This is a genomic window from Streptomyces boninensis (assembly GCF_048572725.1).
Classification (GTDB): domain Bacteria; phylum Actinomycetota; class Actinomycetes; order Streptomycetales; family Streptomycetaceae; genus Streptomyces; species Streptomyces boninensis.
Genome location: NZ_CP183837.1, coordinates 1,604,684 through 1,631,240 on the forward strand (window position 1 = coordinate 1,604,684; position 26,557 = coordinate 1,631,240).

23 protein-coding genes are annotated in these 26,557 nt (G+C 73.0%); 11 read left to right on the plus strand and 12 right to left on the minus strand.

Going from position 1 to position 26,557, the window contains the following annotated elements; translation table 11 throughout:
* The first annotated feature begins 4 nt into the window (after nucleotides 1-4).
* From ACNNMR_RS07170 to ACNNMR_RS07180, 3 genes are read left to right on the plus strand one after another with little or no spacing between them, the layout of a single operon-like run.
* Complete coding sequence (locus tag ACNNMR_RS07170; RefSeq protein WP_419993679.1) at nucleotides 5-655, plus strand: TetR/AcrR family transcriptional regulator; 651 nt, start codon at nucleotides 5-7, stop codon at nucleotides 653-655.
* A gap of 13 nt (nucleotides 656-668) precedes the next feature.
* The gene (locus ACNNMR_RS07175; protein ID WP_419993680.1) at nucleotides 669-1,859 is read left to right on the plus strand and encodes a MalY/PatB family protein; all 1,191 of its coding nucleotides are present in this window, start codon (nucleotides 669-671) and stop codon (nucleotides 1,857-1,859) included.
* The gene (locus tag ACNNMR_RS07180) at nucleotides 1,856-2,371 is read left to right on the plus strand and encodes a DUF402 domain-containing protein (protein WP_419993681.1); all 516 of its coding nucleotides are present in this window, start codon (nucleotides 1,856-1,858) and stop codon (nucleotides 2,369-2,371) included. Before ACNNMR_RS07175 ends, ACNNMR_RS07180 begins: the two co-directional genes overlap by 4 nt.
* A gap of 17 nt (nucleotides 2,372-2,388) precedes the next feature.
* On the opposite strand, the gene ACNNMR_RS07185 is transcribed toward ACNNMR_RS07180, so the two are convergent.
* The 7 genes from ACNNMR_RS07185 to ACNNMR_RS07215 form a co-directional block, all read right to left on the minus strand.
* Nucleotides 2,389-3,240, minus strand: coding sequence for a hypothetical protein (locus tag ACNNMR_RS07185; protein WP_419993682.1), 852 nt, complete (start codon nucleotides 3,238-3,240; stop codon nucleotides 2,389-2,391).
* Nucleotides 3,241-3,307: 67 nt separating this feature from the next.
* A complete protein-coding gene (pip, locus tag ACNNMR_RS07190; protein WP_419993683.1) occupies nucleotides 3,308-4,270 on the minus strand; it encodes a prolyl aminopeptidase in 963 nt (320 codons plus the stop codon).
* Nucleotides 4,271-4,284: 14 nt separating this feature from the next.
* Entirely contained in the window at nucleotides 4,285-5,361 is a 1,077-nt protein-coding gene (locus ACNNMR_RS07195) for a zinc-binding dehydrogenase (RefSeq protein ID WP_419993684.1), read from the minus strand.
* A gap of 40 nt (nucleotides 5,362-5,401) precedes the next feature.
* Nucleotides 5,402-6,802 (minus strand): aldehyde dehydrogenase family protein, encoded by a 1,401-nt coding sequence (locus ACNNMR_RS07200; RefSeq protein ID WP_419993685.1) that lies wholly within the window; start codon nucleotides 6,800-6,802, stop codon nucleotides 5,402-5,404.
* 50 nt (nucleotides 6,803-6,852) lie between these two features.
* Nucleotides 6,853-8,124: an MFS transporter gene (locus tag ACNNMR_RS07205; RefSeq protein ID WP_419993686.1), complete on the minus strand. Its 1,272-nt coding sequence runs from the start codon at nucleotides 8,122-8,124 to the stop codon at nucleotides 6,853-6,855.
* An 8-nt stretch (nucleotides 8,125-8,132) separates the two neighbouring features.
* Nucleotides 8,133-9,575, minus strand: a complete 1,443-nt coding sequence (locus tag ACNNMR_RS07210) for a CitMHS family transporter (protein ID WP_419993687.1) — start codon at nucleotides 9,573-9,575, stop codon at nucleotides 8,133-8,135.
* Between the two features lie 95 nt (nucleotides 9,576-9,670).
* Nucleotides 9,671-11,905 (minus strand): molybdopterin oxidoreductase family protein, encoded by a 2,235-nt coding sequence (locus ACNNMR_RS07215; protein ID WP_419993688.1) that lies wholly within the window; start codon nucleotides 11,903-11,905, stop codon nucleotides 9,671-9,673.
* Between the two features lie 173 nt (nucleotides 11,906-12,078).
* Between ACNNMR_RS07215 and hmgA the strand changes: the two genes are divergently transcribed.
* Both hmgA and ACNNMR_RS07225 read left to right on the plus strand, forming a co-directional pair.
* The gene (hmgA, locus tag ACNNMR_RS07220) at nucleotides 12,079-13,401 is read left to right on the plus strand and encodes a homogentisate 1,2-dioxygenase (protein ID WP_419993689.1); all 1,323 of its coding nucleotides are present in this window, start codon (nucleotides 12,079-12,081) and stop codon (nucleotides 13,399-13,401) included.
* A complete protein-coding gene (locus tag ACNNMR_RS07225; protein WP_419993690.1) occupies nucleotides 13,398-14,150 on the plus strand; it encodes a GntR family transcriptional regulator in 753 nt (250 codons plus the stop codon). The genes hmgA and ACNNMR_RS07225 overlap by 4 nt, the downstream gene beginning before the upstream one ends.
* Nucleotides 14,151-14,163: 13 nt before the next feature.
* On the opposite strand, the gene ACNNMR_RS07230 is transcribed toward ACNNMR_RS07225, so the two are convergent.
* A complete protein-coding gene (locus ACNNMR_RS07230) occupies nucleotides 14,164-15,465 on the minus strand; it encodes a PQQ-binding-like beta-propeller repeat protein (protein ID WP_419993691.1) in 1,302 nt (433 codons plus the stop codon).
* Nucleotides 15,466-15,611: 146 nt separating this feature from the next.
* Here ACNNMR_RS07230 and ACNNMR_RS07235 point away from each other — a divergent pair, with 146 nt between their 5' ends.
* Nucleotides 15,612-17,009, plus strand: a complete 1,398-nt coding sequence (locus ACNNMR_RS07235; RefSeq protein ID WP_419993692.1) for a type ISP restriction/modification enzyme — start codon at nucleotides 15,612-15,614, stop codon at nucleotides 17,007-17,009.
* Between the two features lie 19 nt (nucleotides 17,010-17,028).
* On the opposite strand, the gene ACNNMR_RS07240 is transcribed toward ACNNMR_RS07235, so the two are convergent.
* The gene (locus ACNNMR_RS07240) at nucleotides 17,029-17,772 is read right to left on the minus strand and encodes a TetR/AcrR family transcriptional regulator C-terminal domain-containing protein (protein WP_419993693.1); all 744 of its coding nucleotides are present in this window, start codon (nucleotides 17,770-17,772) and stop codon (nucleotides 17,029-17,031) included.
* A gap of 65 nt (nucleotides 17,773-17,837) precedes the next feature.
* On the opposite strand from ACNNMR_RS07240, the gene ACNNMR_RS07245 reads away from it, so the two are divergent.
* Both ACNNMR_RS07245 and ACNNMR_RS07250 read left to right on the plus strand, forming a co-directional pair.
* A complete protein-coding gene (locus tag ACNNMR_RS07245; protein WP_419993694.1) occupies nucleotides 17,838-18,812 on the plus strand; it encodes an ATP-binding cassette domain-containing protein in 975 nt (324 codons plus the stop codon).
* Nucleotides 18,809-19,663, plus strand: a complete 855-nt coding sequence (locus ACNNMR_RS07250; RefSeq protein WP_419993695.1) for an ABC transporter permease — start codon at nucleotides 18,809-18,811, stop codon at nucleotides 19,661-19,663. The genes ACNNMR_RS07245 and ACNNMR_RS07250 overlap by 4 nt, the downstream gene beginning before the upstream one ends.
* A 108-nt stretch (nucleotides 19,664-19,771) precedes the next feature.
* Here ACNNMR_RS07250 and ACNNMR_RS07255 read toward each other — a convergent pair whose 3' ends face one another.
* The 3 genes from ACNNMR_RS07255 to sigK all read right to left on the minus strand — a co-directional run bounded on the left by ACNNMR_RS07255 (nucleotide 19,772) and on the right by sigK (nucleotide 21,544).
* On the minus strand, nucleotides 19,772-20,044 hold the full coding sequence (locus ACNNMR_RS07255; RefSeq protein ID WP_419993696.1) for a hypothetical protein: 273 nt from the start codon (nucleotides 20,042-20,044) through the stop codon (nucleotides 19,772-19,774).
* A gap of 128 nt (nucleotides 20,045-20,172) precedes the next feature.
* The gene (locus ACNNMR_RS07260) at nucleotides 20,173-20,940 is read right to left on the minus strand and encodes an anti-sigma factor domain-containing protein (RefSeq protein WP_419993697.1); all 768 of its coding nucleotides are present in this window, start codon (nucleotides 20,938-20,940) and stop codon (nucleotides 20,173-20,175) included.
* Between the two features lie 31 nt (nucleotides 20,941-20,971).
* Nucleotides 20,972-21,544 (minus strand): ECF RNA polymerase sigma factor SigK, encoded by a 573-nt coding sequence (sigK, locus tag ACNNMR_RS07265; RefSeq protein WP_419993698.1) that lies wholly within the window; start codon nucleotides 21,542-21,544, stop codon nucleotides 20,972-20,974.
* Nucleotides 21,545-21,714: 170 nt separating this feature from the next.
* Between sigK and ACNNMR_RS07270 the strand changes: the two genes are divergently transcribed.
* The 3 genes from ACNNMR_RS07270 to ACNNMR_RS07280 all read left to right on the plus strand — a co-directional run bounded on the left by ACNNMR_RS07270 (nucleotide 21,715) and on the right by ACNNMR_RS07280 (nucleotide 26,541).
* Entirely contained in the window at nucleotides 21,715-23,256 is a 1,542-nt protein-coding gene (locus ACNNMR_RS07270) for a DUF4331 domain-containing protein (protein WP_419993699.1), read from the plus strand.
* Nucleotides 23,257-23,425: 169 nt separating this feature from the next.
* Nucleotides 23,426-25,063: a tetratricopeptide repeat protein gene (locus tag ACNNMR_RS07275; RefSeq protein ID WP_419993700.1), complete on the plus strand. Its 1,638-nt coding sequence runs from the start codon at nucleotides 23,426-23,428 to the stop codon at nucleotides 25,061-25,063.
* A complete protein-coding gene (locus ACNNMR_RS07280; protein WP_419993701.1) occupies nucleotides 25,060-26,541 on the plus strand; it encodes a sulfite exporter TauE/SafE family protein in 1,482 nt (493 codons plus the stop codon). The genes ACNNMR_RS07275 and ACNNMR_RS07280 overlap by 4 nt, the downstream gene beginning before the upstream one ends.
* Nucleotides 26,542-26,557 lie beyond the last annotated feature (16 nt).

Below are 26,557 nucleotides of genomic sequence, written 5' to 3' on the forward strand. Positions count from 1 at the left end.
CGTCATGGCCCGCCCCCGCAAGCCCCTGCTCAGCCGTGAGCGCATCGTCACAGCCGCCCTCGCCCTCGTGGACGCGGAGGGCCTCGCCGCCCTCTCCACCCGCAGGCTGGCGGCCGAGCTGGGAGTGAGCGGCCCGTCGCTCTACAACCACTTCCGGAACAAGGACGAGATCCTCGCCGCCGCGGCCGACGTGGTGGTGGCGAAGGTCGACCTGTCGCCTTTCGCCGGCATCCCCGACCGCACCGGCTGGCCCGACGCGCTGCTGGCCTGGGGCCGCTCGTACCGGGCGGCCCTCACCGAGCACCCGAACATCGTCCCGTTCCTGGCCCAGGGCCCGGGCCGCCGCCCGGCCGGGCTGAAGATGGCCGACGCGGTCTTCGGCGGCATGGTGCAGGCGGGGTGGCCGCCGGCCCAGGCCACGCGGATCGGCGCGCTGATGCGCTACTTCGTCGCCGGCTCCGCCCTCGGCTCCTTCGCCGGCGGCTTCGTCGACGACCCCGAGGCGTACGACCCGGCCGACTACCCGCACCTGGGCCAGGCGCACCTGCTCGCCGGGCACCAGCAGGAGGTGGACGAGGGCGCCTTCGAGACAGGGCTGCGGGCGCTGGTCGACGGCTTGGAGATCCAGTTCACGAGCCTGCCCACGACCCGCTGATTACGATGGCCACATGGCCTCGGATCCCGCGATACCCCAGCTGGAAGCCCAGTCCGCCAACCCCCTGCGCCAACTCACCCTCCCCGAGCTCCGCCGCCGCACCAGCGCCAAGTGGACGGTCTACGACCCGGACGTGCTGCCCGTCTGGGTGGCCGAGATGGACGTCCCTCTCGCCGAGCCGGTGGCGCAGGCGCTGCACACCGCGGTCGACCTCGGGGACACCGGATACGCCATGGGCGACCCGTACGACGCCGCCCTCGCTGACTTCGCCAAGCGGCGCTGGGACTGGCGGGTGCCGGCCGAGCAGACGTACCTGATGCCGGACGTCATGATGGGCATCGTCGAGATCCTGAAGCTGGTCACCGGCCCCGGCGACGCCGTCGTGGTCAACTGCCCGGTCTATCCGCCGTTCTACGCCTTCACGACGCACATGGATCGGCGGGTGGTCGAGGCTCCACTCAGCGCCGGTACGTACCGCCTCGACCTGGACGCCCTCGCCACCGCCTTCGCCGACGCCCGGGCGGGCGGCCGCCCCGCCGCGTACCTGCTCTGCAGCCCGCACAACCCCACCGGCACCGTGCACACCGCCGACGAGCTGGCCGCGGTCGCCGAGCTGGCCGCCACGCACGGCGTGCGGGTGATCGCCGACGAGATCCACGCGCCGCTGGTGCCGGCGGGCGCGCGGCATGTCCCGTATCTGACGGTGCCGGGCGCGGAGCGCGGCTTTGCGCTGCTGTCGGCGTCGAAGGCGTGGAATCTCGCCGGGCTGAAGGCGGCGCTCGCGGTGGCCGGTGCGGACGCGGCCGCGGAGCTCGCGACGGTGCCGGAGGAGGTCAGCCACGGCCCGAGCCACCTCGGCGCCATCGCGCACTCGGCGGCCTTCCGCGGCGGCGGCGACTGGCTCGACGCGCTGCTCGCCGGCCTCGACGAGAACCGGCGGCTGCTGGCCGCGCTGCTCGCGGAGCGGCTGCCTGGGGTCGGATACCGCATCCCGGAGGGCACGTTCCTGGCGTGGCTGGACTGCCGCGCGCTGGGCCTCGGCGACGATCCGGCGGCGGCCTTCCTGGAGCGAGGGCGGGTGGCGCTGTCGAACGGCATCCACTTCGGCAGCGGCGGCGCGGGCTTCGCGCGGCTGAACTTCGCCACCCACCCGGACATCCTGGCGGAGGCGGTTGATCGTATGGCTACTACCATCGCGCCATGACGGAGATGGTGCGCGCGGTATACCGGAAGTACGACGGCTCCCTGCACTGGAATGTGACCATGCGCCGCCTCGGCGAGGACGCGCACGGGGTGTGGCTCGGCGCCCCGGCGCACACGCCGCTGTGCAAGGGGCACGATCCGGTGAAGCCGCTCCCGTGGGCGTACGTCTATCTGGTGCCGCACGACCCGGAGGCGTGGTGGTCGGCGACCTTCAACGCCGCGCCCAAGTCGACGGAGGTGTACGTCGATGTGACGACACCGGCGCAGTGGCGCTCCGCGGCGGAGGTGAGCTGGGTCGACCTCGATCTCGACGTCATCCGGCGCCGCGACAAGCCCGGCGCACTGCTGGTGGACGAGGACGAATTCGCCGACCACCAGGTCCGCTACGGCTACCCGCCCGACGTGATCGACACCGCCGAACGGACCGCCCGCTGGCTGGTGTCGGAGGTGGCCGCGGCCCGCGCGCCGTTCACGGAGGCGGCGTACGGGCGGTGGCTGGAGCAGGTGGCGTAAGAGACGCGCCCCGCACGTCAGGCGGGCCGGGCGGCGATCGCGTCCAGGTCGGCGAGGAGTCCGGGGAGCGATGGGCCGGGCCGTACCGGGAAGATCTCGCCGGGCTCGTCGTCGAGGAGCATGAAGGCGAGGTCGTCGGTGCGGGCGACGACGGACCAGCCGGGGCCGTCGACGCGGAGGGTGCGGGCGTCCTCGGTGGCGTAGGAGGAGCGGATCCGGCCGGGGGGCGGGGGGTCGGTTACGTAGGCGTGGAGGGCGTCGATGACGCGGCGGGTGCGAGAGTTCAGTTCCGTCGCGCCGTCGGGAGCGGAGTCATCCGCGGGTTCATCGGCCGCGGACTCATCCGCGCGTTCATCGGCCGCGGACTCACCCGCGGGTTCATCGGCCGCAGGCTCCCCCTCCTCCAACTGCTCCCGCCAAGCCCGCCACTGCAGCGCTATCTCATCCGCCACCAGCCGCCGCTGCGCCGCCCCCCACTCATCCCCGCTCGGCGGCGCGAGCACCGGCAGCCCCTCCTCGTACGCCTCCTCCGGAGGATCATGCGGCTCCGGCACGTCAGGCGCCGACACCGCCAGCTCCAGCGGCCAGCCCGGGAGCGAGGCCACCTCTCCCGACGGGGTCAGTTCCGCCTCCATGCCGCAGTCCCACGCGGCAATCGCGCCCGCCACCCCCGACACATCCGCCACCGCCACGGTCCAGCGCGCACCCTCGCCGTCCTGCCCGAGCACCAGGCCGTAGCCCTCCGCCGCGGGCGGCAGGCCGAGCGCCGTGCAGGCCTCCGGGTAGTCGTCGCCGAGGGCGGCCGGGAACTGGGCGGGGGTCAGCAACAAGGCTGTGAGCACGTGCAATGCGTCGTCTCGTACGGTCACCGGCGCACTGTAACCGGCGGGTAACCCAAGCGTCGAGACTCCGGCGGGCGAAGGGATCGTGAAGGTATCAAGAGCCCGCGAAGCGGTCCGTCGCCGCGACCAGCGCCGCGCGCACCGCGTCGTTCCCGGCCCCGTGCCCCGCCTCGCCGATCACCACCAGCTCGGCGTCCGGCCACGCCGCCGCCAGGTGCCACGCCGTGTCCAGCGGCCCGCTGATGTCCAGCCGGCCGTGCACCAGGACGCCTGGGATACCGGCCAGCTTGCCGGCCTCGCGGAGCAGGATGCCGTCTTCGAGGAAATGGTCGTTCCCCCAGTAGTGCGTCACCAGGCGCGCGATGCGCAGCCGCAGCACCGGGTCGGCGTAGCGCGGGTCCGACTTGTGGCCGGGGTGGGTGGCCACGTGGGTGTCCTCCCAGCGGCACCACTCCACCGCCGCGGCGTCCCGTACGGCAGGATCCGGGTCGGCGAGCAGCCGCGCGTAGCCCGCGGCGAGGTTGCCGTCGCGGAGGTCGGGCGGCAGGTGGTCGCGGAAGCGGGCCCATTCGGCGGGGAAGATCCGGCCCATGTCGCGGGTGATCCACTCCACTTCACGCGGCGTGCCGTTGGTGATGGAGACGAGGACGATCTCCGAGACGCGGGAGGGATGCTCTTCCGCGTACGCGAGGGACAGCGCCGCGCCCCACGAGCCGCCGAAGAGCAGCCAGCGCTCGATGCCGAGGTTTTCGCGCAGCTGCTCCATGTCGGACATGAGGTGCTGGGTGGTGTTGACCGACAGGTCGGTGGTCACCAGCCCGGCGTCCGGGGTGCTGCGGCCGCATCCGCGCTGGTCGAAGAGGACGATGCGGTACGCGGCCGGGTCGAACCAGCGCGTCCAGGACGTGCCCGCGCCGGAGCCCGGGCCGCCATGGACCACCAGCGCCGGCTTGCCGTCCGGATTGCCGCAGGCCGCCCAGTGGACGAGGTTGCCGTCGCCGACGTCGAGCAGGCCCTCGGCGTACGGCTCGGAGACCGGGTAAAGATCGCTTCCCATAGGGCCGTAGCCAATCAGAAGACGACCAGCGCGCGCCCGCCCTTTCCTGCCGTCATGGCCTCGAAGGCCGCCGGGATGCCCTCCAGGGCGATCCGGTCCGTCACCAGCCCGGCGAGGTCGAAGGCGCCCGAACGGACGTGTTCGGCGATGACCGGGAGGTCGGCGGCCGGGTCGGAGTTGCCGTAGACACAGCCGGACAAAGTGCGGCCGAAGTAGAAGAGTTCCAGGGCGGAGAAGGTCACCTGCTGGTCCTGGCCGCCGATGCCGACGACCGTCGTACGGCCGCCGCGGCGGGTCGAGGACCAGGCGGTGCGGATCGTGTCGGCGCGGCCGACGCACTCCACGGCGACGTCGGCGCCGGTGAAGCCGGTCAGCTTGCGGATCTCCTTGGCCGTGGTGTCGGACGCGACCAGAAAGTCGGTCGCGCCCGCGGCCCGTGCGAGCTCCTCCTTCGCCGGGGAGACGTCCACCGCGACGACCGGTCCCGCGCCCGCGATCCGGGCGGCCTGCAGCACGGCGAGGCCGACGCCGCCGACGCCGAAGACGGCGACCGACTCGCCTGACCGCACCCGCGCCGAGTTGTGCACCGCGCCCCACCCGGTGAGCACCGCGCAGCCGAGCAGCGCGGCGTCGGTGAGCGGGACGCCGGCCGGGACCGGTATGGCGGCGTGGGCCGGGACGACCGTCTCCTCGGCGAAGGCGGCGGTGCCGAGCCCCGGGTAGAGGTCGCCGTCGCGCCAGCGGGCGTACGGAGAGGCCGCCGCCGCGCCCGCATTCAGGCACAGCCACACCTCGCCGAGGCCGCAGAAGTGGCAGTCGCCGCAGGACGGCGCCCAGTTGAGGACGACCTCGTCGCCTTCGTGTACGGATGTGACGCCGTCGCCGACCGCGACCACCGTGCCCGCGCCCTCGTGGCCGAGGACGGCGGGGGCGGGCTGCTTGAGGGTGCCGTTGGACAGGGACAGGTCGGAGTGGCAGACGCCGGCCGCTGCGAGCCGGACCCGGATGTGGCCGGGGCCCGGTGCGGGCAGGTCGATCTCGGTGAGTTCGAGCGGGGCGTCGACGGCGGGGAGTACGGCGGCGCGGACCATGGGTGCGGGTCTCTTTCCTGGTGGCTGGATGACGGGCCGGTCAGAACTGCAGCGACTTGGTGTGCAGATACTCGGCGAGCCCGTGCTCACCCAGCTCCCGGCCCACCCCCGACTGCTTGTAGCCGCCGAACGGCGCCTTCGGGTTGAACCGCCCACCGTTGATGTCCACCTGCCCGGTCTCAAGACGCCGCGCGAAGCGCGCCGCCTCGGCGCCGTCGGCCGCCCAAACGGCGCCGGCCAGGCCGTAGACGGTGCCGTTGGCGATGCGGACCGCGTCGTCCTCGTTCTCGTAACGGAGGATCGACAGCACCGGGCCGAAGATCTCCTCCTGCGCGATGGCCATCTGCGGGGTGACGTCGGCGAAGACAGTGGGGCGGACGTAGTAGCCCGTCTCCAGGCCCTCGGGGGCGTCGGGGCCGCCCGCGACCACCCGGGCGCCGTCGGCGATGCCGCGCTGGATGTAGCCGCGGACGCGGTCGCGCTGGGCGGCGTTGACGAGGGGGCCGACGCGTTCGCCGGGTACGTACTTGGCCACGGCGGTGGTGGCGAGGGCGACGGCCTCGTCGTACTGGTCGGCGTGGACCAGCATGCGGGTCCAGGCGCTGCAGGTCTGGCCGGAGTTGGCCATGACGTTGGCGACGCCGACGTTCACCGCCTGGGCGAGGTCGGCGGTCGGGAGGATGACGTTGGCGGACTTGCCGCCGAGTTCGAGGGCGACCGGCTTGACGGCGGCGCCCGCGATGGCGCCGATGCGCTTGCCGACGGCGGTGGAGCCGGTGAAGGAGACCAGGTCGGTGCCCTGGTGCTCGGCGAGCGCCTGCCCGGCGACCGGGCCGAGCCCGGTGACCAGGTTGAAGACCCCGGCGGGGAGGCCCGCGGCGGCCACGCACTCGGCGAAGAGCTGGGCGACCAGCGGGGTGTCCTCGGCGGGCTTCAGCACGACGGTGCAGCCGGCGGCGAGGGCGGGGGCGACCTTGGCGACGATCTGGTGGAGGGGGTAGTTCCAGGGGGTGATCGCGCCTACGACGCCGAGGGGTTCGCGGAGGACGGTCGAGTTGCCGATCTTCTCCTCGAAGGGGTACGAGGCCGCGAGCTCGGCGTACGAGCCGGCGACGAGCACCGGGAGGCCGGCGTGCACCTTCTGGGAGAAGACGAGGGGGGAGCCGAGCTCGGCGGATACGGTCTCGGCGATCTCGTCGGCGCGGGCGGCGAGTTGGTCGCGCAGGTTGGCGAGGAGCTCGGCGCGCTGGGCCGGGGGCGTGGCCGCCCAGCCGGGGAAGGCGGCTCGGGCCGCGCGGACGGCGTCGTCCACGTCTTGCGCGCTACCGGCCGGGACCGTGGCGAGGGGCTGTTCATCCGCTGGGTTGATGACCTCGATGACGTCCTCGCCCGCGGCGGGCCGCCACTCGCCGTTGATGAACAGGGCATTGTATGCTTGCACGACTCTGTGTCCCCTTTCACGCCGGTTTGCTGCGCCGGCGCTCACTCTAGTCACGAGCCCGTTCGGCGCCCCTTCAAACTAACGGTGCTAGTTTCCGCGGCACAGGGCGCCCCGGAGTGCGCTCCGTCACGTTCCCGCCGCCGGACCAGCGGCAACCCAGCCGCCCCCGCCGCCGTCAGCAGCAGCCCGCCCAGCATCGCGAACGGCGCCGCCGTCCCCGCCACACCAGCCACCAGACCGGCGCTCGCCGGCGCCGCGATCTGCCCCAGTCGATTCCCCGACAGCCGCAGCGCCAGCGCCGTCGACCGCGCCTCCGCCGGGGCGGCCTGCACCACCGTCGTCATCGACAGCGGCTGCCCCACCCCGAGGAAGAACCCCAGCAGCGTCAACGCCACCGCCAGCACCCACACCGGCGCGGGGAATACCAGCGCCACGCACAGCCCCGCCGACAGCGCGCAACTCACCATCAGCAGCACATCCCGCCCGAGCAGCCGTGCCATCGGCGGCAGCGCCACCCGGCACAGCACCGACGCGCCCGCGCGCAGGCTGAGCAGCACGCCGACCACGGCCGGGGCGATGCCGCGCTCCTCCCCCACGACCGGCAGGTAGGCGGTGAGGATGTCGGCGGCGGACAGCACGGCAAGGGACGTATAGATGCCGCCGGGGACCCCGCGGGTGCGCAGGATCCGATGCACCGGCACCTTCGCCGCGGCCGCCTTCTTCTCCCGTACGGCCCCACGCCGCTGCTCGATCCGCCACATCGCCGCGTACGCGCACACCGCCACCGCCGCCGACACCAGCAGCGCCAGCGCGCTCGTACGGGCCATCTGCCCGTCCCGCTCATCCACCAGCACGCCCGCCGCGATCGGCCCGATGAGCTGGCCGAGGGAGGCGCCAATGGTGAAGTGCCCGAAGTTGCGGTCGTGGTCGCCGGGCCCCGACTGCCGCGCCACCAGCGACTGCGCGCCGATGACGAACACCAGGTGACCGAGGCCCATCACCGCGCTCCACGCGGCCATCGCGGCCAGCGACTCGGCCAGCCCGCTCAGCGCGCAGCCGATCCCGATCAGCGCGACACCGACCGGCAGCAGCGGCGCACACCGCCCATGATCCGTACGCCGGCCGAGGGGGACGGCCGCGAGCAGCGGCAGCACGGCGTACACGCCCGCGATGATGCCGACCGCGCGGGCGTCGGCGCCGAGGGCGAGGGCCCGGTAGGAGACGGCGGGCCGCGCCATGCTCACCGCGCCCTGCGCGAAGGCAAAGGTGATGACAAGGCGCAGCAGCCAGCCCCTGCCGGGCCCGGTGCCAGGTCCTGACACGTACGACCTCACACGATCCCGAAGAGGAGGCCCGCGCCCAGCACCACCAGGGAGGTCAGCACGGCCCACTTCACGGTGAAGCGGGTGTGGTCGCCGAACTCCACCTTCGCCAGCCCGACGAGCACGTACACGGCCGGGACCAGCGGGCTGGACATGTGCAGCGGCTGGCCGACCAGCGACGCGCGGGCGATCTCGACCGGGTCGACGCCGTGGTGCGCGCCCGCCTCGGCGAGGATCGGGACGACACCGAAGTAGAAGCCGTCGTTGGACATCAGATACGTGAACGGGATCGACAGGATGCCGGTGATGAGCGCCATGTGCGGGCCCATGCTGTCCGGGATGGCGCCTACGACGGTCTTGGCCATCTCGTCGACCATGCCGGTGCCGGTGAGCACGCCGGTGAAGACGGCGGCGGCGAAGACCATCCCGGAGACGTTGATGATGTTGTCCGAGTGCGCGGCGATGCGCTCCTTCTGCTGCGCCACGTGCGGGAAGTTGACGGTGAGCGCGAGGGCGGCGCCGAGGAGGAAGAGGACGGGGATCGGGAGCAGCTCCATGATGAGCGCGGTGAGGAGCGCGACGACCATGGCGGCGTTGACCCAGTAGAGCTTGGGGCGCAGCGTGGGCCGGTTCGGGTCGAGGATGAAGGAGCTGCTGTCCTCCGGCTCGTCTCCAGAAGCCCCGGTCCCGGTGCCCGCGCCGCCCGTGCTCTTCTTCGTACGGTCCGCACCGCCGCCGCCCGCGCCCACCAGCACGGTCTCCGACTCCGGCTCCTTCTCCAGCACCTCGTCCAGCGTCAGCGTGCCCAGCCGGCGCCGTTCCCGCAGCCCCAGGAAGTACGCCAGCACGAACACGAACAGCAGGCCCATCGCCAGCGCCGGGATCATCGGCACGAAGATGTCGCTCGCGTCCAGCTTCAGCGCGGTCGCGGCGCGGGCGGTCGGGCCGCCCCAGGGGAGGGTGTTCATCACGCCGTTCGCCGTGGCGGCGACGCCCGTCAGCACGACCAGGCTCATCTTCAGCTTGCGGTACAGCGGCAGCATCGCCGAGACCGTGATCATGAAGGTGGTGGAGCCGTCGCCGTCCAGCGACACGATCGCGGCGAGCACCGCCGTGCCGACGACGATCCGCAGCGGGTCCGCCTTGCAGAACCGCAGGATGCCGCGCACGATCGGGTCGAAGAGCCCGACATCGATCATGATCCCGAAGAAGATGATCGCGAACATCAGCATCGCGGCCGTGGGAGCAAGATCCGCGATGCCGTCGATGACGTAGTCACCGAGATGCGCGCCCTTCCCCGCGATGACGCAGAAGACCGCCGGGATGAGCACCAGGGAGGCGATCGGGGACATCTTCTTCATCATGATCAGCGTGAGGAAACACGCGATCATGGCAAAGCCAAGGAATGTCAGCATGGGGGAACTGCCTAACGTGCGTCGTTGAACGTCCATTACCGGGAATGGCACGACGACGTTAAGCGGCGTTCACAAAGCTCCACAAGGGGTTCAGGCAAGACCAAAACGAGCAAAACCCCAGGTCAAAGCATCTACGCAGGTGAGACCTGAACAGGAAAGCCATTCAGCACCGAGGTCCCGGACAGCGGATCGAAGCGGCTGCCGTCCAGCAGCTGATTGATATTGACCCCGGGATCCGCGGCCGCGACCGCCATCCGCGTACCCGGCCGGTCATGCCCCCACCCGTGCGGCAGGCTGACCACTCCGGAGCGCATCTCATCCGTCACCTCGACCTCGGCGATGACCTCGCCGCCATCACCTTTGACGGCCGCCTTTCCGCCCTCGATGAGGCCGAGCCGCGCGGCGTCCTCCGGGTGCACCTGGAGGGTGCAGCGGTTCGAGCCGCCGGTCAGGGCGGGGACGTTGTGCATCCAGCTGTTGTTGGAGCGCAGGTGGCGGCGGCCGATCAGCACCAGACCGCCGTTCGCGCGCGCGGCGAGCGACGCCCGCAGCCGCGGCACGTCCGCCACGACCGGCTCCGGGCACAGCTCGACCTTTCCCGAGGGGGTACGCAGCACCTCCCCGAGCCGCGGCTTCAGCGGCCCGAGGTCGATGCCGTGCGGCGACGCCTTCAGCCGCGCCAGCGACAGCCCCTCCGGGTCGGCGCCGAAGCCGTCGCCGTACGGACCGAGCCGCAGCCGCAGATCGATCTGCCGCTCGTACCCGGTCTCCCCGGTCAGCCGCGCCGCCAGCGCGTCCGGGTCCTGCCCGTAGACCGGCGAGTGCGGGTCGCCGACCGCCTGCTTCAGGCCGTGCCCGATCACGAGCGCGTCCACCCCGGCCGGGTCGCCGTCGACCGGCATCCCGCCGAGCACCAGCCCGATCCGCGAAAGGATCTCGCTCTCGTCCGGGCGGCCGGACTCCAGCGGCACCGCAGCCGGCGAGTAGCGGGCGTTGTCCCGTACGGAGATCCGGCTGAAGGCCACGTCGTAGTGCGGCGACTGCGACGGGCGCGGCGGCGGAAGGATCACGTGCGCGTGGCGGGTGGTCTCGTTCAGATACGGGTCGACGCTGACCATGAAGTCGAGCCCGGTCGCCAGCGCGAGGTCGAGGCGGTCGCCGTCCGGGGCCGAGAGGACGGGGTTGCCCGCGATGGTGAGCAGGGCGCGCAGCCGCCCCTCCCCCGGGGTGTCGATCTCCTCGGCGAGAGCGGCGAGGGGGTATTCGTTCATCACCTCGGGGTGCCCGGAGACCCGGCTGTGCCAGCGGCCGACCCGGAAGCCCTTGCCGGGCCCCGGCGGGCGTGGCGCCCGACCGGTGGCGGACCGCGGGAAGAGGACGCCGCCGGGGCGGTCGAGGTTGCCGGTGAGGACGTTGAGCACGTCGACAAGCCAGCTGGCGAGGGTGCCGTACTCCGTCGTGGTGGAGCCCATCCGCCCGTACACCGCGGCCCGCTCCGCGGCGGCCAGCTCGCGGGCGAGGGTGCGGATGTCGTCGGCGGGCACGTCGCAGTGCGCCGCGACCGTCTCGGGGGTGAAGTCGGCCGCGAGGGCCGGGAGTTCGCCGAGGCCCGTAATCCGGTCGCCCAGCTCGCCGGTGGCAACCAGGCCCTCCTCGAAGAGGACCTGCACCATCGCGAAGAGCAGCGCCGCATCCGTCCCCGGCCGCGGCGCGATGTGCCGGCCGGCGAGGCGGGCCGTGCGCGTGCGCTTCGGGTCTACGACGACCAGCCGGCCGCCGCGCCGCCGCAGCGCCTTCAGCTTTCCCGGGAAGTCGGCGGCGGTGGCGAGGCTGCCGTTGGAGACGACCGGGTTGGCTCCGATGATCAGGAGGTGGTCGGTGCGGTCCAGGTCGGGGACGGGGAAGGCGAGCGGGTTGCCGTAGAGGTAGCCGCAGGCGACCTGTTTGGGCATCTGGTCGACGGTGCTGGCGGTGAAGAGGTTGCGGCCGCCGAGGGCCTGCATGATCACCGGCGGGTAGAGGGCGCCGGCGATGGTGTGCACGTTGGGGTTGCCGAGCATCACGCCGATCGCCTCGCGGCCGTGCGCGTCGATGACGCCCTTGAGGCCTGCCTCGACCGCGGCGTAGGCCTCCGCCCAGGTGGCCTCGTGCAGCTCGCCGTCCGGGCCGCGGACGAGGGGCGCGGTCAGCCGGTCCGGGTCGCCGTCGAGCTCGCCGAAGGCGGCGCCCTTGGGGCAGATGAAGCCGGCGCTGAAGACGTCCTCCCGGTCCCCGCGGGCGCCGGTGACGCGGCCGTCCTCGATGGTGAGGGTGAGGCCGCAAGTGGCCTCGCACAGCGGGCAGATGCGCAGGGCGGTCTCGGACATCGCTCTCCCTCGGGGACGGGGCGGCGCCGGGCATAAGCGAACGCTCGTGCGCCTTTCTCTCCGACCGTAGTACGTCCCTCTCCCCACGACCAGCCCTCTGCGCGGGGCGCGGCTATTGACCTCCGCCACCCCCATTCCTATGGTCACCTATAGGAATAGAGACGAGGAGCGCCATGACCAGCAGCGTCGAGCAGTCGCGGAAGGCCGCCGAGGCCCTTTCGTACCTCTCCGGCTTCGGCAATCAGCACAGCAGTGAAGCCGTCCCCGGCGCGCTCCCCATCGGCCGCAACTCCCCCCAGCGCGCACCCCTCGGCCTCTACGCCGAGCAGCTCTCCGGCGCCGCCTTCACCGAGCCGCGCGCCCACAACCGCCGCTCGTGGCTGTACCGCATCCGCCCCTCCGCCGCGCACCCGCCGTACCACCGCATCGATTCCGCGGGCGTCAGCGGCGCCCCCTTCACGGAAGTCACCCCCAACCCGAACCGGCTGCGCTGGAACCCGCTCCCCGAGCCGCCCGCGGGCACCGACTTCCTCGCCGGCCTGTGGACCCTCGGCGGCAACGGCGACGCCACCCAGCGCACAGGGATGGCCATCCACCTGTATGCGGCCAACACCTCCATGCGCGACCGGGTGTTCGGCGACGCCGACGGCGAGCTGCTGATCGTGCCGGAGCACGGCGGGCTGCTGCTGCGCACGGAGTTCGGGCTGCTACGGGCCGAGCCGGGCCACGTGGCGCTGATCCCGCGCGGCGTCCGCTTCCGCGTCGAGCTCCTCGACCCGTACGCCCGCGGGTACGTCTGCGAGAACTACGGGCAGCCCTTCACCCTCCCCGACCTCGGCCCGATCGGCGCCAACGGCCTCGCGAACCCGCGCGACTTCCTCGCCCCGCAGGCGGCGTACGAGGAGGTGGAGGGGCCGGTCGAGGTGGTGAACAAGTTCTGCGGCAACCTGTGGTCGGCGACCTACGACCACTCCCCGCTCGACGTCGTCGCCTGGCACGGCAACCACGTCCCGTACGTCTATGACCTGCGCCGCTTCAATGTCATGGGGACGATCTCGTACGACCACCCGGACCCGTCGATCTTCACGGTGCTGACCTCCCCATCGGACACCCCGGGCCTGGCGGGGGTGGACTTCGTGGTCTTCGCCCCGCGCTGGCTGGTCGGCGAGGACACCTTCCGGCCGCCGTACTTCCACCGGAATGTGATGAGCGAGTACATGGGCCTGATCGAGGGCGCGTACGACGCGAAGGCCGAAGGCTTTGTGCCCGGTGGCGGGTCGCTGCACAACATGATGTCGGCGCACGGCCCCGACCGGGACACCTTCGACAAGGCCAGCGCCGCCGAGCTGAAGCCGCAGAAGATCGACGACGGTCTTGCGTTCATGTTCGAGACCCGCTGGCCGGTCACGCTGACGCCGCAGGCCGCGCAGGCGGAGCACCTGCAGAGCGGCTACGACGAGGTGTGGCGGGGGCTGGCCAAGAACTTCCGCCCGTGACTTCCGTCTTCGCCCCGGACTCGCTGGACCTGAACCGCAAGCTCCCCCTCTGGTACCAGGTCTCGCAGTCCCTCCGCGCCTCCATCCTCGGCCGCCCGCCGGACGCCCCGCTGCGGCTGCCGACCGAGGAGCAGTTGGCCGCGCACTACGGCGTCAGCGTGCTCACCCTCCGCCAGGCGCTGAAGGAGCTGGAGGAGGAGGGCCTGATCACCCGCCACCGGCGGCGCGGCACCTTCATCGAGGAGGCCGCCCGCCGGGCCACGCCGGTGCGGCTGTTCGGCTCGGTCGACGCGATCGTCGCCCAGCAGTCGGGCGAGCGCACCGTCGTCCTCGGCCACGGCCCGGCGCCCGTACCGGTCGAGGTCGCGGAGCACTTCCCGGACCTGGCGGAGGTCGTCACGTACCGGCGGCTCCGCCACGACGGCGAGACGGGCGAGCCGACGAACTGGGCGGAGAACGCGGTCCGTCCGGACGCGGCGGCCGGCATCGACCCGGCGGATCTGGAGCGCTGGCCGATGACGAAGGTGCTACGGGACGTGGCGGGCGTGCGCATATCCCGGATCACCGACACGGTCGAGGCGCGGCTGGCGGATCCGGAGACGGCGGAGCTGCTGGGGGTGCCGCTGTGCAGTCCGATCCTGTACTACACGGGGGTGTCGTACGACGGGGACGGGCGGGTGGTGGATGTGGCGCGGATCCGGTATCGGGGGGACCGGTTCGCGTTCAGCGTGACGGTGGCGGCGGAGTAGTGCGGCGGAGTAGTTACGACGGCGCCCGGTAGGCGGCCACCCGGCCGATGGACTTCCCCTGGCGGTCGCCGGTAACGGCCTGCAGGTGCATCACGTACACCGTGCTGTCGCTGAAGAGCAGCGGGACGGCCCCGAGCTCGCGGGCGTTGTTCTCGTCGAGCTTGGGCACGACACCCCAGTCGGCCGGCTTGTGCGCACCCTTCTGGCCCCAGCGGATCAGCAGCAGTCGGCGGCCCGGCTCCGGCCCGTCGAGCGCCGGGACCGGCCGCTCGCCGCGGACGGTGGTGCTCGCCAGTATCCCGCCCGCATTGACGTGGAAGGGCACGGCCTTCTTCTGCGAGCCCCGCCACAGCGGCTTGCCGGGGGCGCCGGAAATGTCGTACGCGGTCTGCTGGTCCCCCTCCGCGTAGCCGGTGACCAGGACCCCGCCCCGACCCCTCGGCGTGTCGATGAGCTGCGTCGTGTCCCCGGTCACCGGGCTGCCGCTGACGTTCCGGTACGTGCGCAGCGGCTGGTTCGGGGCGAAGGTGCCGAGCCGTTCGGCCGATTCGGCGTCGTATACGTTCACCTGCCGCTGTCCGCCGTCGGTCACATCCAGCGTCAGCGGCACTGAGGCGACGAGCCGGTGCACCTCGATTCCCCGGCCCGACTCCCACAGCCGCTTGCCGGATTCGGCGTCATGCACGGTGAAGCCGCCGCGCTGCTGCCCTACGACGACGTGCGAGCCGTCGTGGAAGCTGCGATTGTGCGCGGGCTTGCCCGCGTCCCGCAGGCCGGGCAACGCGTCCCCGTCCGCCGCGTTGTACCGGCGCACGCCACCCTCGAAGAGATCCGTCGTTACGACGCCGCCGCCGATGCTCACGGCACCCAGCGAGTCGTCCGCCACCCGTTTCCGCCACAGCAGCCTGCCCGAGGTCACCTCTACGGCGCCGACCGTCTTGCAGGCGTGAATCCCCTCGTCGGTCTTCTCCCCGAAGACCGCGCCGAGCATCCCGTTGTCGGGGCGCACGGACATCTCACAGATGCCGTCCGCGCCCGGCGGCAGTTCGAGCGTCCACCGCCGCTTCCCCGTATCGGCATCAAAGCCGCGCAGCCCGTCCTTGCGACTCTCCATGACGAACGTGCCGCCGACCCGCCACACCGACCGGACCTGGCCGCTCACGGAGATCTTCCACTCCCGCTCCAACCGCGGCCCGCCGTCCTCCCGCGATGCGCCGTCGTCGGGCTCCTTCCCGCCGTCGCCGCCGGTGCACCCCCCGGCGAGCAGCGCCAGCAGCACCGCCACAGCTATCGCTCCAGCGCGTCGTCGCACCATCCCCGTACCCCCGTCTCGCCAATGACTGCCAGCATGCCTCAACTCCGCGGGGTGTCGGCGGTGGATCGTAGGATGCGGAAGCGGCGGGCCGGGTACGTACAACGGTCAATGGACGACGCAGGCAGCAGGCGAGGGGAGGACGGCGCATGGGCGGGACAGCCGCGGCGGGGGCGGCGGGCGCGCCGCTGCTCGGGGACCTGATGCCGTGGGGCGTGGCACCGCTCCGTACGGGCAGGTCCTGGGTCATGGGCCCCGACGCCGCCACGCTCACCGCGCGGTGGGACGCGCTCGTGAAGGCCGAAGGGGCCGACCGGGAGGCGCTGTTCCGGGCCAGCAGGAGCCGGTCCGTGCGGCGACCCGCGGGGCAGCTGCCGCGGCAGCGCACCGGGACCGGGCCGCTCGAGCGCGAGGACGGGCCGTGTCCGGAGCCGGTGCGGGTGCTGCACGGCGCGTTTGACGAGCAGTGGCTGATACCGGACCAGCGGCTGATCGATGTCGCCCGGCCGGAGTTGTGGCGGGTGGCGGACGAGGCGCAGGTCTTTGTCGTCGAGCTGGGCCAGGTCGCGCAGGCCGCCCAGGGCGGCGGCCCCGCGGCGGTCGCGTCCGCCCTGCTGCCCGATGGCCGCTCCCCCGCGGGGCGCCCCGGGCGGATTCGCCCGCTGTACCGGCGCCCGGGCGGCCGCGAGCCCAACCTGGCGCCGGGCCTGATCCCGTATCTGCGGCTGCGGCTCGGGGTGCCGGTCGCGCCCGAGGACGTGCTGGCCTGGGTGCTGGCCCAGGCGCGCCCGCACTCCGACGGCTGCCGGGTGCCGCTCACGGCCGACCCGGCCGCGTGGGCCGCAGGCATCGAACTCGGCCACCGCATCCTCGACCTGCACCTGCGCGGCGCCCACAGCGGCACGAAGCCGCGCCTGCCGGGCGGGCGGCGGCCGTATGTGCGCGCCTCGATCCCGGCGCGCCCGGCCGACTTCGGTTACGGTGAGGTGGAGCCGGAGCCGACGGTCGGAGAGGATGCCGGCGATGCGGCAGCCGAGGACGCAGCCACGCGCCGAGGCGGCGAAGGCGCTCCGGCGGGCAGCGCATCCGGCACCGGAACCGCCGATCCCGCCGGGGACGACCCCGGGGACACCGCCGAAGCAGCCGCCACCCCGGCCCCCGTCCCCGAGATCCTCCGCCTCGGCACCGGCCGCATCTCCCCCGTCCCGCAAGCCGCCTGGGACTACACCGTCGGCGGCGTCCGCGTACTCGAGCAGTGGCTGACCGAGCGCATCGCGCCGCCCGCCGCCGAGCCCGGCTCGCTCGACGCCCTCCGGCCGCACACCTGGCCGCAGCAGTGGACCTCGGAGCTGCAGGACCTCATCACCATCCTGACCCTGCTCGCCGAGCTGCCCGAGCCGGCGGAGCCAGCCGAACTCCCCGCCCCCATCAGCGCGTACGACCTCCGCCAGGCCGCCGTCCTGCCCGCCCCCCGCGCCGCCCAGCGCCCCGCCTCCGTGCTCGATCACCACGAGGAGGGCCCGGAGGGCCAGTTCGCGCTGGTGTGAGGTGTGACACCAGCCGGGGCTACGAAGCCCCCGCCTCCGCCGCGAAGGACTCCATCACCCGCGTCAGCGACCGCCGGAACGCCGCCTCGTAATCGACCGACCCGGCCACCTCCCCCATCCCGGCCAGCGCCCGCGCCAGCCGCGGAAAGCCGCCCGTCCCCAACTGCTCCGCCAGGTAAGCCGCCCGCACCGCCGCCTCTTCCTCCTGGCTCCACGGCAGCGACCGCGCCCGCTCGGCCAGCGCCAGCTCGTTGGTGACATAGCCGGTCACCGTGTTCATCACGGCCGCGATCAGCTCCATCTTCGCGCCGTCCCGCAGGTCCAGCGGTTCGAGCGCCCCGAGGAAGTGCTCCAGATACCGCAGCGCGTTCGGCGAGAAGCCGTACGCCGCGCTGTCGGTCAGCCGCGGCAGCCATGGGTGCCGCCGCATCAGGTCGCGCGCCTGCTCGGCCAGGCCCAGCACGTCCGCCGCCCAGTCCCCGGTCAGCGGCTTGTCCAGGTCGTACTCCGCGCTGGCCTCATCGACCATCAGCTCGTAGAGGTCCTCCTTGCGCGGCACGTAGTTGTACAGCGACATCGTGCCCGCGCCGACCTCCGCCGCGACGCGGCGCATCGACACCGCGTCCAGGCCGTCCGCGTCCGCGATCCGCACCGCCGCCGCCGCGATCTGCGCGCGCGTGTGGGCGGGGCGCGGGCCGCGGCCCGTGCGTTCCGGGCGGGTCCAGATCACCCCGGGGCGGGGCGTGCGCCCGCTGGCTGCCATCAGCGTCATCACCTCGGACACCATCCTAGTTACGTACAGCGTACGGAATGGGTTAGCATGCAGACATGACTTTTACGTACGCTGTACTTAGTGAGGGTCTGCGGAAGACCTTTGGCTCGGGCGACGACCGCGTCGACGCTCTCCGCGGCCTCGACCTCGCCGTCCCCGAGGGCACCATCTGCGCCCTGCTCGGCCCGAACGGCGCCGGCAAGACCACCGCCGTCCGGATCCTGACCACGCTCTCCCGCCCCGACGCGGGCACGGCCACCGTGGCCGGGCACGATGCCGTACGGGAACCGGCCGCCGTCCGCCGCGCCATCGGCGTCACCGGGCAGGACGCCGCCGTCGACCACGACCTCTCCGGCCGCGAGAACCTCCGCCTCTTCGCGAAGCTGCACCGCCTGCGCGGCGCCGCGGGCCGCGACCGGGCCGACGAGCTGCTGGAGTCCTTCGGCCTCACGGACGCCGCCGACCGGCCGGTCCGCACCTACTCCGGCGGCATGCGGCGCCGCCTCGACCTGGCCGCAAGCCTGCTCTCCCGCCCGCGCATCCTCTTCCTGGACGAGCCGACCACCGGCCTCGACCCGGCCAGCCGCAACCAGATCTGGGCGGCGGTCCGCGAGCTCGCGGAAGCGGGCACGACGGTGCTGCTGACCACGCAGTACCTGGAGGAGGCCGACCAGCTCGCCGACGACGTCGTCCTCATCGACCACGGCGTCGCCGCCCACACCGGCACCCCCGCCGAGCTCAAGGCCCGGCTCGGCGCCTATGCCGAGGTGGTCGTCGCCGACGAGGCCGCCCTCTCCGCCGCGGCCGTGGTCCTCGGCCCGCTGACCGGCTCGGAGCCGGTGATCGACCACGAGGCCCATACGGTCGGCGCCGCCACGACGAAGGCCGACCTCACCCTCCCGGCCGTGGTCCGCGAACTCGACGCCGCCGGCGTCCCGATCCTCGACGCGGGGCTGCGCCGCCCGACGCTGGACGAGGCGTTCCTGAGCCTGACCACCGGAAACACCACGAAGCAGGAGACCGCCGCATGAGTACGGGTACCGCCACGGCCACAGCCCCGAGCGCCACCACGACCGCGACCACCGCGCCCCAGAACACCCTCGCCGCCGACAGCCTCGCCCTCCTCGGCCGCCAGCTGCAGCGCGTCCGCCGCAATCCGGCCCTGCTGATCATGACCCAGGCGATGCCGGTCATGCTCCTGCTCTTCTTCGGCTACGTCTTCGGCAACTCGGTCACCCTCCCCGGCGGCGCCGACTACCGCACCTACCTGGTCCCCGGCGTCTTCGTCATCACCGCCGCCGGCGGCCTGGTCACGGGCATGCTGCAGGCCGCGGGCGACTCCCAGCGCGGCGTCATGGACCGGCTCCGCACCCTCCCCGTCAGCCGGGCCGCGGCCCCGCTCGGGCAGGCGACCGCCGACGTGCTCCTCTTCGCGATCGGCATGATCCCGCTGGTGGCCGTCGGCTACGCGGTCGGCTGGCGCATCGAGGGCGGCTTCGGCCCGGCCGTCGGCGCCTTCGGGCTGCTGCTCCTGCTGCGCTTCGCCACCGCCTGGATCGGCATCCTGCTGGGTATGAAGCTCGGCAGCGAGGAGGCGGCGGGCCAGCTGGGCAGCGTCACCTTCATCGTGCAGCTGCTGTGCAATGCGTACGTGCCGACCGGCGGAATGCCGGGCTGGCTGCAGGCCGTCGTGGAGTGGAACCCGCTGAGCTCCTTCGTCACCGCCTGCCGCGACCTCTTCGGCAACGCCACGCCGGGCGCCGCCGACGCCGCCTGGGTGATCGAGCACCCGGTGATCGCCTCGCTGGGCTGGTCGGTGCTGCTGCTGGCGATCTTCATGCCGCTCGCGGTGCGCCGTTACGCGCATCCCGCCGAGGGCTGAGCCGCCGGGCCCGTACGGGCAGCCACTGGCCCCGTACGGGCATGAGTCGGGCGCGTCCCTGCCGGGAGGGGGACGCGCCCGTTACTGCTGCTGCGACTGCCTGACCGCTTATCCGCGGTGGCGGCCGCCGAAGAGAGTCCGTCGCAGCCGCCGCAGCGGTGCGAGAAGGGAAACCCGTGCCGTCCGGCTCGGCTTGGTCTGCTGCTTGTCACGCGTGGTGAGCTCACGCATCAGCAGCGTGGCGCTCTCCGTCTCCTGCGTCTGCGGGACCGCGGGCCCGGACAGCACGTCAAGATGCCGTCCGACACGCGCTCTGGACGCGGTGTTCTCACAGTTGATCGCAGGAACTCGCGCCCTGCTTCGCATTGCTATCTGATCCATGACACTCCCCACCCGTACGAGGGCACCCGGCCCGGGCACTCTAACCCTATCGTCACGCGGCGCCTCATGCGCATCCCCCGAAGCGGATTCACCTACTTCTCAAGGCGGTTGGGCGGATGTGACCGGGATCACGAAGTGGGCAGGGCGAGTTGGACGAGCGGCTTCGTGGTCGGCCGCGGGGAGCCGCCGTCCGGCTCGCTGGTGACGGAGAGGTACCTGACCTGCGGCCCGATGGCGTGGTCGACGGCAGGACCGTCGGTGCCGTCGGGGAGCAGGCCCGCGGAGCGGACGGAGTTGCCCGACCGGTCATCCATCGCCCACAGCTGGTAGTCCCGGCCCGGTTCGGCGTCCGGGAAGCCGGAGACGGAGACCACGGCCCGGCCGAGACCGCGCGAGACCACGGCGCCCAGCACCCGGCCGTCGTCATCGCGGGCCGTCGAGGCGGCCGCGTCCGGGGCGGCGAGCACGCGCTCGACCCCCTCCGCGCGGGTCCGTTCCGTATCCAGATCGCCGGTGACGCGGGTCAGCTGCACGCCCAGCAGGGCGGCGGCCACGAGCGCCAGCGCGGCGCCCGCCACGGCCAGGCGGAGACCCCAGTTGGGTCTCCCTGCGGAAGCCGGGCCGGCCGCGGGGCCCGGCTTCCGTTGCGGCACCCCGGGTTCTGGGCGCTCCTGCTCCATCGTCCGTACGGCCGTCAGCACCCGGTCGCGGAGCGCCGGCGGCGGCACGGCGGCCACCGCCAGGCCGAGCCGCGCCGAGTCCATGGCCAGCGCCTCGACCCGCTCCCGGCAGTCGCCGCACCAGGCGATATGGCGCTCGACGCGGCGATGCTCCCTCGGCGGCAGGGCGTTGAGCGCGTACGGAGCACCGAGCGAGCGGTGGTGTCGCCTCAGCACGGGAACGGCACCTGGTGCCGTGCGTTTGAGTTCACGCCGCCCCCTCCAAACATGCCCGCATCCGCAGCAGACCGTCCCGCATCCTTGTCTTCACCGTGCCCAGCGGCACCGATAATCGCTGCGACACCTCCCGGTACGTACAGCCGTCGTAGTACGCCAGCTGTACCGACTGCCGCTGCAGATCGGTGAGGCTCTGCAGGCACTGGCGTACCCAGTCGCGCTCCAGGCGCCCCTCCACCGCCTCCACGACCTCGTCGAAGGCCGGGCCCTCGGCCCGCCGCCCGGCGCGGTCCTCCCGCTCCCGCGAGGCGCGCACCGAGCGCACCCGGTCCACCGCCCGGCGGTGGGCGAGGGTGAGCACCCAGGCCCGCCCCGCGCCCCGCGCCGGGTCGTAGCGCGGAGCCGTCCGCCACACCTCGAGCAGCACTTCCTGAGCCACCTCCTCCGACTGCGCGGCATCGCGCAGTACTCGCCGCACCAGGCCATACACCGGTGCGGCCACTAGTCCGTACAACTCGTCGAACGCGTCCTGATCCCCGCGCCCGACAAGCGCCAGCAGCTTGCCTTCCAGGTCGTCGCCCACAGCGCCCCTCCCCCACGGCATGGCGCACCGCGGTCATTGTCCTGTCTCCCCTCATTCGTGGCGAGGGGCCGAACGGACTGGCCCGAACGGCAACCAATCCGCCGCGCAGCACGCTTCGAACGACCCCCTGCACGACCGACCGACCAACCACACCAAGCAGACACAGATCCATAAACGAGGGGACGGACGCGATGATCGCGATCAAACCCATCAGAACGGTTGCCGCACTCACCTGCGGCGCCCTGGCCGCCGGAGGGCTGGCCACGGGGTCGGTGAGCTTGCTGCAGCCGCGCGACGCGGCCGCCTCGAGTCACCGCGAAGCACCGCTGATCTCCGGGATGCCGCAGTACGACAACACCGATGTGTATGCGTTCGTCAGCCCCGACAAGGCGGACACGACCACGCTCATCGCCAACTGGACGCCGTTCGAGGAGCCCGCCGGCGGGCCGAACTTCTACCCGTTCGCGGATGACGCGCAGCACGACATCCACATCGACAACGACGGCGACGCACAGGGCGACCTGATCTACCGCTGGACGTTCAAGAACAAGTTCCAGAACGGCAACACGTTCCTCTACAACACCAACCAGGTCACCAGCCTCGACGACCCGGACCTGAACTTCCGGGAGACGTACGACATCGATCTGCTCAAGCTCGACAAGCAGAAGATCGTGTCGAAGACGAAGATCGCGAACGACATTCCCACCGCGCCTTCGAACGTCGGCCGGGCGTCCATGCCCAACTACAAGACGCTGCGCGACCAGGCGGTCAAGAAGCTGCCGGGCGGCAACACCGCCTTCGCAGGGCAGGCCGACGACCCGTTCTTCCTGGACCTGCGGGTCTTCGACCTCCTGTACGGCGGCGACCTCTCCGAGGTCGGCAATGACACCGTGAAGGGCTACAACGTCAACTCCGTCGCCCTGCAGGTGCCCACCAAGGTGCTCCGGCAGTCGGAGAAGCAGCCGATCATCGGCGTCTGGTCCACCACCCAGAAGAAGAACGCGCAGGGCGACTTCGTCCAGGTCTCGCGCCTGGGCAGCCCGCTCGTGGACGAGGTCGTCATCCCGGTCAAGGACAAGGACAAGTTCAACGCGTCCTCGCCCTGGAACGACGCCCAGTTCGCGAAGTACGTCACCGACCCCGAGCTGTCGCGGCTGATCGAGAAGATCTACAAGATCCCGGCTCCGGCGACTCCCCGCAAGGACCTGGTGTCCGCCTTCCTGACCGGCGTCGACGGCCTCAACAAGCCGCCGAACGTCCGCCCGGCCGAGGAGCTGCGCCTCAACACCTCCATCCCGCCCACCGACCAGCCCAAGCGGCTCGGCGTGCTGGACGGCGACAAGGCGGGCTTCCCGAACGGGCGGCGGCTGACCGACGACGTGGTCGACATCGAGCTGCAGGTCGTCGAGGGCGAGCTGCTCGGCCAGAAGAACGACCTGGGCGACGCGGTCGACGTCAACGACCGCGACTTCGGGAAGTCCTTCCCGTACCTGGCGCTGCCCGAGTCCGGCTCGCGCGGCCCGCTGGCGGGCAAGGCGCGTGGCTCGTCGGACAAGAGCGGCAGCTCGCTGCTGAACGGCGGCTCCGGTAAGTCGTCCGGCTCCGGGTCCGACTCCGGCTCCGACAACGCGGTGCTCATCGCCTCCGGCGCGGCCGCCGGTGCCGGGGCGCTGCTCGTCGGCACCGGCCTGATGTGGTGGCGGATCCACCGCCGCCGCTCCCTGGGCCTGTAACCCAAGGCCCGCCCGAATACGGGGCGCTGCCGCCCTCTCTGCCCGGTTCCCCCCGGGGCGGCGGCGCCCTCCGTCCCGGCGGGACGGCCGTAGACCCCATCCCCGCAGGTCCAGCCGTCCCGCCGGCACCACCCCCACCCAACCGACCGACCAGGGAAGAGGAAGCCCGATGAGGCAGAGCCCGAGCACCGACCCCAAGTCAACGGACCAGGCAGCACTACCCGGCCCAGCGGGGACACCCGGCCCGGCGGGGACACCCGGCCCGGCGGGGACACCCGGCCCGGCGGGGACACCCGGCCCGGCGGCCACCGCCTCCACCCCCACCGCCGCCCCTTCCGTCCTCGCGGACTCCGCCACTGCATTGGGCGACCAGCCCGCCCCGGCCACCCCCGCCCCGGCCACCCCCGCCCCGGCCGCCGCTGCCGCCGCTTTGGGCGGCCGGGCCGCCGAGGGGCGGCGTGGGCCGGCGAAGCGGCCCGCACCCGCCGGTCCTCCCAGCCCCGCGCCCAACCGACGCGCCCTGCGGCGCCGAGCGGCAGCGGTCATCGCGGCGGCGATCGCCATCACCACCGCCGCCCTGGTCATCGGCGGCCCCTCCCCGGACGACGACTCCAGCGGCCCCAAGCGCCCCCAGTCAGGCGCCGCCACGGCGCAAGGCGTCCCGGCCCTCCAAGCCCACCTCAAGGAGCAGCCCAAAGACGCCGCCGCCTGGGCCACCCTCGCCGCCGCCTACGTCGAGCAGGCCCGTACGACCGCCGACCCCACCCGCTATCCCGCGGCGGATCGCGCCGTAGCCCGCTCCCTCCGCCTCCGCCCCGACGACAACGACGCCGCTCTGGCCGCCCGCGCCTCCCTCGCCGCCGCCCGGCACGACTTCAAGTCCGCGCTCCGCGACGCCCGCCGCGCCCTCGCCGTCAACGCCTACAGTGAGCGGGCCCTGGCCACCCGCGTGGACGCACTCGTCGAACTCGGCCGCTACAAAGACGCCCTCCGCGCCGCCAAGACCGCGGACCTCCGCCGCCCCGGCATCCCGGCCTCCACGCGCTACGCGTACGTACTCGAACTCCGCGGCGACGTCCCCACCGCCCGCCGCGTCCTCGCCCGCGCCGCCCACGAGGCCCGCGCGCCCGGCGACCGCGCCTACGTCGCCACCCAGCTCGGCCAACTCGCCTGGAGCCAGGGCGACTACCGCACCGCCCGCCGCCACTACGCGGCTGCCCTCAAGGCCGAGCCCGACAACCTCGCGGCCCTCTCCGGCCGCGCCCGCACCCGCGCCGCCACCGGCGACACCGCCGCCGCGATACGCGACCTCCGCAAAGTCGTCCACCGCGCCCCCCTGCCCTCGGACCTGGCCGCCCTCGGCGAGCTCTACGAGTCCAAGGGCCGCGACCGCGCCGCCCGCGAGCAATACCGCCTGATCGGCGACTGGGCAGCCCTGGCGAAGGCCGCCGGCGTCGCCACCGACCTGGACACGGCCATAGCGGCAGCGGACCACGGCGACCCGGAGGTCGCGCTGCGCGCCGCCCGCGCCGAGTGGGGCCGGCGGCAGACGGTACACACCGCGGACGCGCTGGCCTGGGCGCTGCACACCAGCGGCCGCGACCGCGAGGCGCTGCGCTACGCCCGGATCGCCACCGCGCAGGGCTACCGCTGGGCGTCCTTCACGTACCACCGCGGCGCGATCGAGAAGGCCCTGGACCTGCGCAAGCCGGCGCAAGAGCACCTGAAGCAGGCACTGACCTGGAACCCCGGCTTCTCGGCGACGGACGCACCGCGCGCCCGCAAGGCACTGGAGGGATTGCGATGAGGATGCCGCGCCTCGGCGGTCACCAACGCCCCACGGCCAGGCGCCGCCTCGCCCGCTGGCTGGTGCTCCTGGGCGCCGCACTCAGCACTCTGCTCCTCCTCCCGGCCCCCCACGCCTCCGCCCACCCCCTCGGCAACTTCACCGTCAGCCAATACGACGGCATCATCGCCGCCCCCGGCGGCCTCCGCGTCGACCACGTAGAGGACCTCGCCGAGATCCCCGCCCGCCAGGCGGAGCCGCGCATCGACCGCGACGGCGACGGCAAGCTCGGCCGCGCGGAGCTGCGCCGCTGGTCCGCCGCGCGCTGCGCCGACGCCGCCCGTACGGCACAGGCCACCGTCGGCGGCAGCGACACCGCCGTGCGGGCCACCAGCCACCGGGCCCGCGTGCGCCCCGGCCAGGCGGGCCTGTTCACCCTCCGCGTCGAATGCGGGCTGCGCGCCGCCACCCCCATCGACCAGGCCAGAACCACCATCCGCTACCGCCCCGGCGACGCCACCACCGGCCCCGGCTGGCGGGAGATCACCGCCCGCGGCGACCGCATCACCCTCGCCAAGTCGGCAGTCCCCCAGGCCTCCGTAAGCCGCCGCCTCACCGCCTACCCCCGCGACCTGCTCTCCTCCCCACCCCAGCGCACCAAGGCCACCCTCCACGCCACCCCCGGCGGCCCCGCCCTCTCCACGGACCGCGACGACACCGCACCCCCCGCCGCCGCCGTCCTCCCCCGCGGCACCGACCGCTGGACCGGCGCGCTGACCTCCCTCGTCGCCCGCCACGAACTCGCCCCCGGCTTCGCCGCCCTGGCCCTCGCCATCGCCATCGCCCTGGGCGCCCTGCACGCCCTCGCGCCGGGCCACGGCAAGACGCTGATGGCGGCGGCCGCCACCGCGGGCGGACGCGGATCGCTGCGTGCGGTGCTCGCCCTCGGCGCCTCCGTCACGGTGACGCACACGCTGGGCGTGTTCCTGCTGGGCGGCCTCGTCGTGGCCGGATCCGCCGCGACACCCGCCCTGCTCGGCTGGCTCGGCCTCGCCAGCGGCCTCCTGGTGACGATGGCGGGCGCCGCCCTTGTCGGCCGCGCCTGGCGACGCCGCAAACTGCACCGCGCACACCACCACCCGCACGCCCACCATCACCACCATCACGACCCACCCCCCTCCCTCCGCTCCGCGATCTTCCTCGGCTTCGCCGGCGGCCTCGTGCCCAGCCCCTCCGCCGTCGTCGTCCTCGTCGGCGCCGGCGCGCTCGGCCGGGCCTGGTTCGGGCTGCTGCTGGTCATCGCGTACGGGGCGGGGCTCGCGCTCACCCTCACCGCGGCCGGGTTCGCGGCCGTACGGATCGGGGACCGGCTCACCCGCTCCCACCGTCACCTCATCCCCGCACGCCTGCGCCGTACCGCCCCGCTCGGCAGCGCCGCGCTGGTTTTCGCCCTCGGGTGTGGACTGCTGCTCAAAGGGGCGGCAACCGCGGTGGGTTGAGCTAGCGTCGAAGTAT

Coding starts and splice junctions, on each gene's coding strand:
- ACNNMR_RS07170 (WP_419993679.1), top strand. CDS start 5: ATGGCCCGCCCCCGCAAGCCCCTGCTCAGCCGTGAGCGCATCGTCACA.
- ACNNMR_RS07175 (WP_419993680.1), top strand. CDS start 669: ATGGCCTCGGATCCCGCGATACCCCAGCTGGAAGCCCAGTCCGCCAAC.
- ACNNMR_RS07180 (WP_419993681.1), top strand. CDS start 1,856: ATGACGGAGATGGTGCGCGCGGTATACCGGAAGTACGACGGCTCCCTG.
- pip (WP_419993683.1), bottom strand. CDS start 4,270: ATGGGAAGCGATCTTTACCCGGTCTCCGAGCCGTACGCCGAGGGCCTG.
- ACNNMR_RS07195 (WP_419993684.1), bottom strand. CDS start 5,361: ATGGTCCGCGCCGCCGTACTCCCCGCCGTCGACGCCCCGCTCGAACTC.
- ACNNMR_RS07210 (WP_419993687.1), bottom strand. CDS start 9,575: ATGGACGTTCAACGACGCACGTTAGGCAGTTCCCCCATGCTGACATTC.
- ACNNMR_RS07215 (WP_419993688.1), bottom strand. CDS start 11,905: ATGTCCGAGACCGCCCTGCGCATCTGCCCGCTGTGCGAGGCCACTTGC.
- hmgA (WP_419993689.1), top strand. CDS start 12,079: ATGACCAGCAGCGTCGAGCAGTCGCGGAAGGCCGCCGAGGCCCTTTCG.
- ACNNMR_RS07230 (WP_419993691.1), bottom strand. CDS start 15,465: ATGGTGCGACGACGCGCTGGAGCGATAGCTGTGGCGGTGCTGCTGGCG.
- ACNNMR_RS07235 (WP_419993692.1), top strand. CDS start 15,612: ATGGGCGGGACAGCCGCGGCGGGGGCGGCGGGCGCGCCGCTGCTCGGG.
- ACNNMR_RS07240 (WP_419993693.1), bottom strand. CDS start 17,772: ATGGCAGCCAGCGGGCGCACGCCCCGCCCCGGGGTGATCTGGACCCGC.
- ACNNMR_RS07245 (WP_419993694.1), top strand. CDS start 17,838: ATGACTTTTACGTACGCTGTACTTAGTGAGGGTCTGCGGAAGACCTTT.
- ACNNMR_RS07250 (WP_419993695.1), top strand. CDS start 18,809: ATGAGTACGGGTACCGCCACGGCCACAGCCCCGAGCGCCACCACGACC.
- ACNNMR_RS07255 (WP_419993696.1), bottom strand. CDS start 20,044: ATGGATCAGATAGCAATGCGAAGCAGGGCGCGAGTTCCTGCGATCAAC.
- sigK (WP_419993698.1), bottom strand. CDS start 21,544: ATGCCGTGGGGGAGGGGCGCTGTGGGCGACGACCTGGAAGGCAAGCTG.
- ACNNMR_RS07270 (WP_419993699.1), top strand. CDS start 21,715: ATGATCGCGATCAAACCCATCAGAACGGTTGCCGCACTCACCTGCGGC.
- ACNNMR_RS07275 (WP_419993700.1), top strand. CDS start 23,426: ATGAGGCAGAGCCCGAGCACCGACCCCAAGTCAACGGACCAGGCAGCA.
- ACNNMR_RS07280 (WP_419993701.1), top strand. CDS start 25,060: ATGAGGATGCCGCGCCTCGGCGGTCACCAACGCCCCACGGCCAGGCGC.